Annotated in this window: 12 protein-coding genes; 1 reads left to right on the plus strand and 11 read right to left on the minus strand. The window is 51.2% G+C overall.

Annotated features, from left to right (window positions below; genetic code table 11):
* Window positions 1-17: 17 nt before the first annotated feature.
* Window positions 18-629 carry a class I SAM-dependent methyltransferase gene (locus LY622_RS00560; RefSeq protein WP_234289104.1) on the minus strand — a complete coding sequence of 204 codons (612 nt, stop codon included), beginning with the start codon at window positions 627-629 and terminating at the stop codon, window positions 18-20.
* A 232-nt stretch (window positions 630-861) separates the two neighbouring features.
* Window positions 862-1,425, minus strand: a complete 564-nt coding sequence (locus LY622_RS00565; RefSeq protein WP_234289105.1) for a hypothetical protein — start codon at window positions 1,423-1,425, stop codon at window positions 862-864.
* Window positions 1,426-1,667: 242 nt separating this feature from the next.
* On the opposite strand from LY622_RS00565, the gene LY622_RS22705 reads away from it, so the two are divergent.
* Window positions 1,668-2,012 carry a tyrosine-type recombinase/integrase gene (locus LY622_RS22705; RefSeq protein WP_439649570.1) on the plus strand — a complete coding sequence of 115 codons (345 nt, stop codon included), beginning with the start codon at window positions 1,668-1,670 and terminating at the stop codon, window positions 2,010-2,012.
* A 280-nt stretch (window positions 2,013-2,292) separates the two neighbouring features.
* On the opposite strand, the gene LY622_RS00575 is transcribed toward LY622_RS22705, so the two are convergent.
* From LY622_RS00575 to LY622_RS00615, 9 genes are all read right to left on the minus strand, one after another.
* On the minus strand, window positions 2,293-2,610 hold the full coding sequence (locus LY622_RS00575; protein WP_234289106.1) for an antibiotic biosynthesis monooxygenase family protein: 318 nt from the start codon (window positions 2,608-2,610) through the stop codon (window positions 2,293-2,295).
* A 72-nt stretch (window positions 2,611-2,682) separates the two neighbouring features.
* Window positions 2,683-3,240 carry a dihydrofolate reductase family protein gene (locus tag LY622_RS00580; RefSeq protein WP_234289107.1) on the minus strand — a complete coding sequence of 186 codons (558 nt, stop codon included), beginning with the start codon at window positions 3,238-3,240 and terminating at the stop codon, window positions 2,683-2,685.
* A gap of 130 nt (window positions 3,241-3,370) precedes the next feature.
* Window positions 3,371-4,330 carry a transcription termination factor Rho gene (gene rho, locus LY622_RS00585; protein ID WP_234289108.1) on the minus strand — a complete coding sequence of 320 codons (960 nt, stop codon included), beginning with the start codon at window positions 4,328-4,330 and terminating at the stop codon, window positions 3,371-3,373.
* A 395-nt stretch (window positions 4,331-4,725) separates the two neighbouring features.
* The gene (locus LY622_RS00590) at window positions 4,726-5,709 is read right to left on the minus strand and encodes a GTP pyrophosphokinase (RefSeq protein ID WP_234289109.1); all 984 of its coding nucleotides are present in this window, start codon (window positions 5,707-5,709) and stop codon (window positions 4,726-4,728) included.
* Window positions 5,706-6,800, minus strand: a complete 1,095-nt coding sequence (locus tag LY622_RS00595) for a nucleoid-associated protein (RefSeq protein WP_234289110.1) — start codon at window positions 6,798-6,800, stop codon at window positions 5,706-5,708. The genes LY622_RS00590 and LY622_RS00595 overlap by 4 nt, the downstream gene beginning before the upstream one ends.
* Window positions 6,801-6,927: 127 nt before the next feature.
* Window positions 6,928-7,257 carry a hypothetical protein gene (locus LY622_RS00600; RefSeq protein ID WP_234289111.1) on the minus strand — a complete coding sequence of 110 codons (330 nt, stop codon included), beginning with the start codon at window positions 7,255-7,257 and terminating at the stop codon, window positions 6,928-6,930.
* A 96-nt stretch (window positions 7,258-7,353) separates the two neighbouring features.
* Complete coding sequence (locus LY622_RS00605; RefSeq protein ID WP_234289112.1) at window positions 7,354-7,890, minus strand: hypothetical protein; 537 nt, start codon at window positions 7,888-7,890, stop codon at window positions 7,354-7,356.
* Window positions 7,891-7,969: 79 nt separating this feature from the next.
* Window positions 7,970-8,608, minus strand: a complete 639-nt coding sequence (locus LY622_RS00610) for a hypothetical protein (RefSeq protein WP_234289113.1) — start codon at window positions 8,606-8,608, stop codon at window positions 7,970-7,972.
* A gap of 88 nt (window positions 8,609-8,696) precedes the next feature.
* Window positions 8,697-9,023, minus strand: a 327-nt coding sequence (locus LY622_RS00615) for an integrase core domain-containing protein (protein WP_234289114.1), incomplete at its 5' end; no start/stop codon positions are given.

Genomic DNA, 9,023 nt, shown 5'->3' on the forward strand with positions numbered 1-9,023 from the left:
GGTAGTTAGACAGCACATCAGGCTTGTACACGGCGCAGGCGGTACCAGTGCTCGTCCGGGCGCAGCACCCATTCCATAAGTCGCGGCAGCTTGAAGAAGGACGGTTTCACGTCGGTGATCTGCCAGCCAGCAAAAGCGGCCTCGATTTCTTCGCGGCTTACGCCCCGAATCAACGGGCGAAGGCGCCGCGGCCAGCACAGCAGGAACACCGTAGCGTCCTCGGTGGCCAGGGCATCTACGCTGCGGGCCATTCCTTGCTGCTGCTCAGTATCGAAATCATGGAAGGTGCCGGTATCCAGGATGAGCCGAAAGCCGGAACCGACTTCAGCCTCTGAAAGCCGAGTAACGTCCCCCAGCACAAGCTTCATCTCCACACCCGCGGCCCGGACACGCTCGCGCCCCCGGTTCAGGGCTTTTTCCACAAAGTCCACGCCGGTGACATCCCAACCCCGTTTGGCCAGCTCGATGCCCCAGATGGCGCTGCCCGTGCCGATATCCAGGGCACGCCCGTAGGGTGGCTCACGGCCCTGCTCCTCATTTTCCAGGAGCGATGCCAGGGATCGAAAGAACTCCTGGTCGGTATCCTCCCAGGGATGAAAGCCAATAGCGTACGAGAATTTCCAATTCATGAGCTTCTCCCTAACGTCAGGCATGAGCTGCGCACCTGGGAGGTGAGCTTCAAGGGCGACGAGGCGTGGATCGAGGCGTAAGGGGTCGAACGGATAGAAAAAACCGCGACACTCGAGGAGGCCGGCGGTTTACGGTCGATTGTTGCCTTGTCTAACCCTCGCTCGCCGACTTTTCAGACAGTGCCTAACGCGATGCGTGTCCACTGGAGTGGGGGAAAGTCCACCAAAGGCATTATTCGCCACTCCGAGCACTATCCTTCAGGAAAATCGCCATAGCATGGGTCAGCCCCTGAAGCTCCCTCACGAGTATAACGTACCCCACCAAGAATTCGCGGAATGCCTCTAAATCTTCCGTGCTCGTCGGTGGCTCAGCCAGGTCGAGAACTTGTCGAAGAGCAACCTTGCGTTGCTTCATAGTTATCAGAAGCGCAGCGTAAGTTTCCTCGAGTATGAAGTCACCGCGGAGGGCACGCAGATCGGCAGTCAATGGCTCAACCTGAGCCAAGGTTTTCTCAATGTCTCGCCGTACCTGCTGCCAGGCCCCGGGAGATGGAACCCTCAGGTACTTCTCAGCAGTTGGTAATAATGCGATACCTTGCTGAACTGTAAGCTCTACTGCGCCACGATACATATTCCTGAGCCGGTGTTGAGCACGCCGGCCGGCCACTATATCCATGGTTTCGACGCCAGCCTTTACGGAGTCCCGAAGCGCCTCTGTCGCGGTCTTGATAACTTCTGCGGCTGTCTTCAGGAGCTTGGCGGCGCCTGCGAAATCGACGTTCACGAGACTGGACATAGTAGATCCCCCAATTAGCATCGCGAGTACGGGTGTGAGTGGCGCACCAAATGACAAGTTGACATTCGACTAGCACCTCCTATCGCTGAGCTTAGCGGTGCCCTTGTAATGGAGGCGTAGCCGCAATGAAAAGGGCGTCCAGCGGCCATTGGTCGCGTACTACAGCGACTTGGACCCCAATGCCGGCCTCTTCTTGGCTTGGCAAAGGCTCTTCCCTGCCAGCCGTCCCTGCCGCGCGATGGATGGCAAGGTGGTACTCCACCATATCCAACCATCGGCAGTGCAAAGAGCCGTCAGACACGCCATGCGAGCCGCATCGCTGCCACTCCCCACATACCCTGCGACACAGATTCGCCACTCAGTTGCTAAGCCATGGAATCGATATCCGCACTGCTCAGGAATTGCTGGGGCACAAGGGCGTGGAAACCACCCAGATCTACACGCATGTGCTGGGCAAGGGCTTTGCCGGTGTACGGAAACACACTGGGATAAGGGAAATCGAGGAATTCGGGCACGCTACCGCCTGGGAGCCGCTCACCAGCCCTTCCTGGCGGTCACAGGCCGCCGGTGTGCCTTTATCGGGATAACATTGGAATCCGTGCGGAACATGTCATTACACTCAGCTTACTCAATGAATCACCGGCCTGCGTAATGCAACTGGAGAAAAAGTCGTTGCTCGCTGGCTCTTTTGGCTGGTCTGCCGCTCAGGGCTTGAAGCGCTTTTCGATACGGCGCGAGAACCTGGAAAGTAAGTTTCAAGGGCGATGAGGTGTGGATCGAGGCGTAAGGGTCAAACGGATATAAAAAAAACCGCCGGCACTCGAGAAGCGCCGGCGGTTTTCGGTCAAATAGTGCCTACGGCTACGATCAAGCGCCGTAGTCGCGCTCCACCTTGGCGATTCGCAACCGAAAGCTGGAGTACCATTGCTCGCGCCCCAGCCGTTGCGCCTCCTGATGCTCGGCGTTGCTTTTCCACTGCCGTATGGCTTCCAGGCTTTCCCAGTAGGAGACGGTAATCCCCAGGTTCTCCCTGGCGGACTCGATGCCCAGAAACCCCGGCTGCGTTGCCGCCAGCGCCACCATACGCTCGGCCATTGCCTCATAGCCCTTGTCATCTGCACTGAGATGGCTGCTGAAGATCACGGCGTAATACGGCGGTGCAGGCGTGTTGGCAATGTCCGACATGGATTCCTCCGGGTAGCAATGGCTGTCAGGGGTACTTCTAATAGTGATTAGGCGACATGCCCCATCTCCGAGTCAGCGCGCGCGCCGGTAGTGCATGGCGACCGCGCCGCTGCGGAGCGGCTTCGCCGAGATCAACTCGAGCCGTCGCGTGCCGGGCAGCCCGCTCTCGTACAGGGTCGGGCCGTGGCCGGCGATCCTGGGGTGGACGAGGAACTGGTACTCGTCGATCAGATCCAGCCGGTCCAGCTCGGTCGCGAGCTTGCCGCTACCGAGGAGCACGCCGGCAGGGGTCGCGTCCTTGAGCTTCTGCACGCTCTTGCACAGGTCGCCTGCGATGTGGTGGCTGTTGGTCCAAGGGAATTCCGTTCGCGTCGAGGACACCACGTACTTCGGCTTGGCCTCCAGCTTGACTGCCCACTTGCGCATCGCTGGCGGCGCCTCCTCCTCGCCGCGGGCGACCGCCGGCCAGTAGCCCTCCATCATCTCGTAGGTGACGCGGCCCCACAGCATCGCCCCGCTCTCGTCCATGAGGCGGGTGAAGAAGGCGTGTGTCTCGTCGTCGGCGATGCCTTCCTCGTGGTCGACGCAGCCGTCCAGGGTGACGTTGAGACTGAAGGTTAGAAGTCCCATGCCATTTACTCCGAGTTTGGTGTCCCGCTAAATTGTCGCTTGTCGACGAGTTCCTTGCAGCGGCTAACGCCGCGCACAGCGGCGCGAGCGAAGCGAGTGTCCGGCGAACACCATCACTGTACAGTTCTCTCTAACCATTAGGCTGGTGAAAAATATCTAATAGCTCGGCATTCGTTGGATATTTCTCCAATAATTCAAGCAACTTCTGCGCACCTTCTGCTGGCTTAAGATTTGTCAAAGCTCTACGCAACGCCCTTACTTTTTCAATATCTTTTGCATCAATCAAAAGCTCTTCTCGTCGGGTGCTGCTTTTGGCAATATCTATCGCAGGGAAAATCCGTTGATTTGCCACTTCCCGTGATAACACGACTTCCATATTGCCCGTGCCCTTGAACTCCTCGAAAATCACCTGATCCATACGGCTTCCCGTATCCACCAGCACTGTGGCCAGAATGGTGAGCGATCCGCCGTTTTCAATCTTTCTCGCAGCGCCAAACAGTTTGCGTGGTATTTCCAACGCCCGGGTATCCAGCCCACCCGACATAGTGCGACCATTGCCTCGCTGCTCGGCATTATGAACCCGCGAGAGTCTCGTAAGAGAATCAATCACAATCATCACATTATGACCGTCGCCTGCTTGCTTACGAGCCGTCTCAAGAAGCTTATCCGCCACACTTACATGTTGCGTGTAGCTTTCATCTGAAGACGATGCATGTACTTCTGCCGCAACACTGCGCTTAAAATCTGTCACTTCTTCAGGGCGCTCATCAATAAGCAAGGCATACAGCTTTATGTCAGGATAAGCTTCTGCCACGGCCTGACAGATATGTTTTAACATCGTCGTTTTGCCAGAGCCTGGCGGCGCAACAATCAACCCTCGCTGCCCCATCCCAATTGGCGTAATTAAATCCATCGCTCGCACACTACGCTGCTTAGAACCTAGCTCTAAATAAATGCGTGGTGAAGGATGAATAGCGACGCCATTTAAAAAACGTTTTTCGGAATCATTAGGAAATTGATCTGCAACTTCGTCGGCGGGCTTGGCATCTATCTGTTTTTTCACTTTCAAACCTAGTATTTTTCTCGCCATAATATCGATGGATCACCTTGAATAACCTGAATTTATAGAATAACTGCATCATAGGCCAGCCGACCTGTCGCGTCGTTGCGATACCTGGGATGGAAAACCGACAAGTCGAGTTTATGCTCGATCAGGTAATGCACTGCGTGCTCAAGGGTACCGGGTTGGAGCTGATCCTGGTAGTGGATTCACCACCATGGCGTTTTGATCATGGTTGTAGGGCTTGAAGCGGGGCATGATGACCACTCCTAGGCTGTTTTCCCGGTCCTACCAAACCGACGGAGGCTATGGGCTTTTTCTACAGCCTCAACGCCTGGCTCACGCGACGGTTTGGAGCCGCGAAGCGGCGGAAAATCGGTCGCTGTGCAGCCGATTGTTAGGCTATGTCGGCAACTAGGTAAACTCTACTCATCCCAGGTGCTAACACCCATATCATTCGCCAGCGGATCTAAAGTTTCTTTTGGCAAAGGCCAGTCACTCAATAAACGTCTTCTTTTCTTTTTTAAGAGCCAGTATACGAAAAGAACCACGCTCTGCTGATAAAGATTGCCCTTCATATATCGAGACTTAATTGCTTCAGGAATATGTGGATTTTTTTCAACTAAATCTTGGATACTGTCAATTAGATCCTGATCCAAAAACTGTTCAAATGCATCCCATATCACAATCGATGATTTCTGATTGTGGGGCTTATATCCAGTAACACTACAGTAAATTCCATCTAATCTTTCGGGAATAGCGTGTTCTTCTAGCGGGCCAAAATTCAACTGTTTCGTAACATCGACAAAAAAGTCGTCGGTTGTCTCAATGAGAGCCATGCTTTTAGCAACAGTTCTGTGCACAGCAGGCTGTACGGTTCTTTTAGATTTGTAGATGGCGTCATGGGTCAGTTCTGCGTGGGCATGCTGTAAGAGAGTTCTAATTTGCACTTCGCAAGGAGTAGAGCAAGGAATCGTAACCCCATCAAATTCAAGATCAGACTTTGGACGAAGAATATAATGCACCGACTGATAGGTGAACAATAAAGGATCATTTTTTCGGTCTTCATCAAAATGTTTACACCTATCAAATTGCCATGCGCCGGAACACTCAATTATTTGGCATATTCTAGATATATCTTCTAAGAGCAATACGACAAATCGTGAACCAACCTTATCTTCAATTTGATTGTAAGGATCCGAGTAATTTTTCCCGCTACGATAGAAAGCCTTATCAATTAAAGAGCCATCATCTTTAAGCCTGAAGCCAGGCGGGATCTTAAAGAATTCGTTAGATTTTATATCGCTATCTTCAATAGAATTAATTATTTTATCAACAACGTACTTACCCCAAGCCCTGTAAACAGGCTTTTCTTCCTCCCATGTCTTTCTAAAGTCGGATTCATTCATTCTTGTTGAGTTATCCTGTCTTTGACGATGACTTTAGTCCAGATCTGAGGAGTTCCCGATTCGTCTGGATCACCTTCAATTGATTCAATTTCAACGTAGTTCTTAAAAACATCTGACGGCGCAGTGATCTTGACATTCTTGCTGAAATTAACCTTCCTAAATTTAAGCTTCGATTCTATATGAGCATTGTCTTTAGTGAATGAAGTGTTAGGGATACCAACCTCTTCCATATACGCGCTAAATGAATCTTGGGTGTCTACATCGAAATAGCTTGACGCAAATTCAGATGGTGTTATTGTCGAAGAGGTATCAACTTTCATGTAGGTGGTCAGCGCATTATAAAGATCACTCTTCTTTTCAGAGGAAACGTCTAGATGATCAATGAAAGAGCTTGCCGAATCATAGAATTTCTTAGTAGTTCTGGCACTGGTTTCTGGATAACCACAACCTAAAAAATCAGAGTAAAAATATTGAGCTGCCGCCTTTCCATCCGTTTGGCTTATTTGATAGTCCGATATCATAACAGCCCATTTATCATTTAGATCTTGGCTACCATTTTCAGTGCCATCTTTTTCAAAAAACGCAGCAGTCTTATATAGTCTTGTTCCTGGCGTGAGCAAAAGCTCCTGAACAAACTTTAGAGATATTTCCTGAGTGGTTGGATCTTCATGTTTTTCATAGCCGCTATGAATTTCCGCCTTAATGACACCCAAAAACCTCTTTTGCAGATGCCCTTGCTTTCCAGTGAAAACGACCAATATTCCGCCAGGAATGGATTTCCGTTGCTGAGCATCAGTTAGCTTTTTAGCAAAATCATAAGACGAAACTGCAAAGTTCGCGTCATCCTCAGATATGATGCTTTCTACAATGTGGGGCAGATCTCCTGCTCCTTGATCCATTATTTGCATTTGGACTGCCTTTGAGCCTTCACCAAGTGCATCTCTTATTCTCGATTTGAATTCCTCCATGGCGCTGCTATCGAATCTTGTATATTCATGGCTTTGCAGAGGCTCTACTTTGTTTCCATCTTGATCTCTTCGATAAACTTGATGAATTATTATTCTATCGATAGTCATGTTCACTAATTGCATTGCCACCTCTGATGGTAGTGTTAATCGATTTTTATTTTCAGCCTAACGCCCGCAGCAACCGCGGCTTTGTAGTGGAGCCGCAGGCGGAACGGAAAAGCCGTCGGATTGCCTGCGCTGGTTAAACGTTCTAGCCATGCCAGTTGCCAATATTTACCGAAAACTGAATTCGTGACACTGACTCATGTGCAGAGGTAAGCTTACCTCCTAAATCTGCATCAACTACCGCTAGCCTCATTTTTAGGCCGCCGCCGCCCTCATCTTTATTTTGTGTTGTAACTGCAACGTCGAAGTGAACTCCATGACCTTGATCCTGTCGGGTTCCTGGCGGCAGCAGAAATAGTTTTGGAAGATCGGTTCCATCTTCCTTTTTTCGTTCAGGCGCAAGATGGTCATTTGCGGAACTGACGCCTTTTGATATTTGAACTAGTGTCTCTTTAATAAAATTTTCGAGATCCATCGAGATTCCTTTTGACGTTTAACGCGGAGCTTTGCGGCAATTTTGGAGCCGCGAAGCGGTGTAAAAATTGTCCGACAACAGCGCCTTGTTAATGGTCTATTCTGCTTGCACAACGACGAGCTCACCCTTTTCATTTCTCTCTAGAACTGCGCTTGAAATGTAGCATTGCGCGATTGGTGACAAAGCATCTATGAAGTCTTGGACCTTTATCATGTAGAGCTGTTTCTTCTTGCTACGGTCGGAGTTAAAGAGGATGCCTTCCAGCCTGTTATCGTTATTGAATGCAAACGAAAATATGAAGCTATGGATAATCTGATTCACGATATAGGAAAAAGGCTTGGTTATTTTCTGAGCATCCTCAATCTCGTATAACTCATCAATTCTATGCCAGTTCATGAGATCGACCACCTTCCCCTTATTTTTATAGCTATACAGGGGAACATCAGCCGAGAACAAACTTGGAGGAATTTTGCTCGCCTCCGCTAGTTTTCTAGCGATGTAACAGGAAAGCATGACACGCTTTTCTACCGCAGCGAATGAAGCCTCCCTCCAAACTTTTTGATCTAGCTTTTCAAATAGGAAGAACACATTCTTCTGCAAATCGTTCTTCCAATATTGAGACTCGTAGATCATGTTTCGATACCATTAACGCAGAGGTGAGCGGCGGCGCGCTTAGCGCCGTCCGCTCCACCGAGGTGTTATGTGCGCCCCCTCAAAGGAAGAGGAGGCCGAGGGCCGCCGACCCCACCAAGCCTACAAACCAGAACGCCATCTGGTGCCTTTCATACAAGTCATTGAGGCGTTCGTACGTCGTTCGCCGCGCTTGGTCCTGCTGCGGAGCACCCTGAGCGCCCACCCCCAGCGCTAGCAAATCTATCTCGTTCCCCACCTGGGCCTTGAGTCTTCTACATGCGTTCTCGGCATGAGCGGAAGCGAGCGATTCTGGGATGTCGATGCGATAGCGGCTCTTGTCCAGCGGCAGCCCATATCGAGCAAGATGCCTTTCGATGCAGGATATGAAGATCGCAAACCGCTTCCGGTACAGGTCGGGACAAAGCACATCCGAGACCAGCGAGAGAACCTGTTCTTTCAAGTCGGACACACCGTTTGCGGAAGCCCTCTCAAGAACCCGGACCACCTCCGCCTTCAGCTGGTCACCGAAGCGGGCAAGTTCTACTGCCACGTCCCGGTTGTAGCTCTCCAACACGTCCAATAGCGGTACAGGACGGTCGGGTCGCAGCTCATCTAGGTATGGCTGCGGTATCCGCAGCAAGTTGCCGACATGCTCCTGATGCAGCATTTGAAGGGATCTTCTCATGACCGCGATCGGACCAGCTTCCGGCATCGACATTCCTCTCCCACATAACGCCCAACTCAACGGGCAATTTGAGCGCAGCGAAAATTGATGGACTTCCCCCGACAAAGTGGACACGCCACCATCAGTTAATCTCCTCGAACTCTATCGGAGTCCGGTAACCAAGGCCACTGTGCAGCCGATGGCTGTTATAGTAGCCATCAATATAGCCCCTGATATGTTTTCGTAACTGACGCAACGTCATGAAGCTGGTGGCGTGCAGCAATTCTCCCTTCAGCGTTTTGAAGAACGACTCCACTTCGGCATTATCAGTGCATTGTCCCGGGCGGTTCATGCTGTGCCGTACCCGGTGATGATTCAGCAGCGCCTGGGTCTTGTGAGCCCGGTACTCGATGCCGCGATCCGTATGGAACAGCAGGTCAGGTGCTGGATTCCGGCTTGTGAAGGCCTC

Origin of the sequence: Halomonas alkalisoli (assembly GCF_021412585.1) — a bacterium.
Taxonomy (GTDB): Bacteria; Pseudomonadota; Gammaproteobacteria; order Pseudomonadales; family Halomonadaceae; genus Halomonas; species Halomonas alkalisoli.

Bases quoted from the DNA above. Each gene is read 5' to 3' on its own strand.
- LY622_RS00560 (WP_234289104.1), bottom strand. From the start codon at position 629: ATGAATTGGAAATTCTCGTACGCTATTGGCTTTCATCCCTGGGAGGAT.
- LY622_RS00565 (WP_234289105.1), bottom strand. From the start codon at position 1,425: ATGTCCAGTCTCGTGAACGTCGATTTCGCAGGCGCCGCCAAGCTCCTG.
- LY622_RS22705 (WP_439649570.1), top strand. From the start codon at position 1,668: ATGGCAAGGTGGTACTCCACCATATCCAACCATCGGCAGTGCAAAGAG.
- LY622_RS00575 (WP_234289106.1), bottom strand. From the start codon at position 2,610: ATGTCGGACATTGCCAACACGCCTGCACCGCCGTATTACGCCGTGATC.
- LY622_RS00580 (WP_234289107.1), bottom strand. From the start codon at position 3,240: ATGGGACTTCTAACCTTCAGTCTCAACGTCACCCTGGACGGCTGCGTC.
- rho (WP_234289108.1), bottom strand. From the start codon at position 4,330: ATGGCGAGAAAAATACTAGGTTTGAAAGTGAAAAAACAGATAGATGCC.
- LY622_RS00590 (WP_234289109.1), bottom strand. From the start codon at position 5,709: ATGAATGAATCCGACTTTAGAAAGACATGGGAGGAAGAAAAGCCTGTT.
- LY622_RS00595 (WP_234289110.1), bottom strand. From the start codon at position 6,800: ATGCAATTAGTGAACATGACTATCGATAGAATAATAATTCATCAAGTT.
- LY622_RS00600 (WP_234289111.1), bottom strand. From the start codon at position 7,257: ATGGATCTCGAAAATTTTATTAAAGAGACACTAGTTCAAATATCAAAA.
- LY622_RS00605 (WP_234289112.1), bottom strand. From the start codon at position 7,890: ATGATCTACGAGTCTCAATATTGGAAGAACGATTTGCAGAAGAATGTG.
- LY622_RS00610 (WP_234289113.1), bottom strand. From the start codon at position 8,608: ATGTCGATGCCGGAAGCTGGTCCGATCGCGGTCATGAGAAGATCCCTT.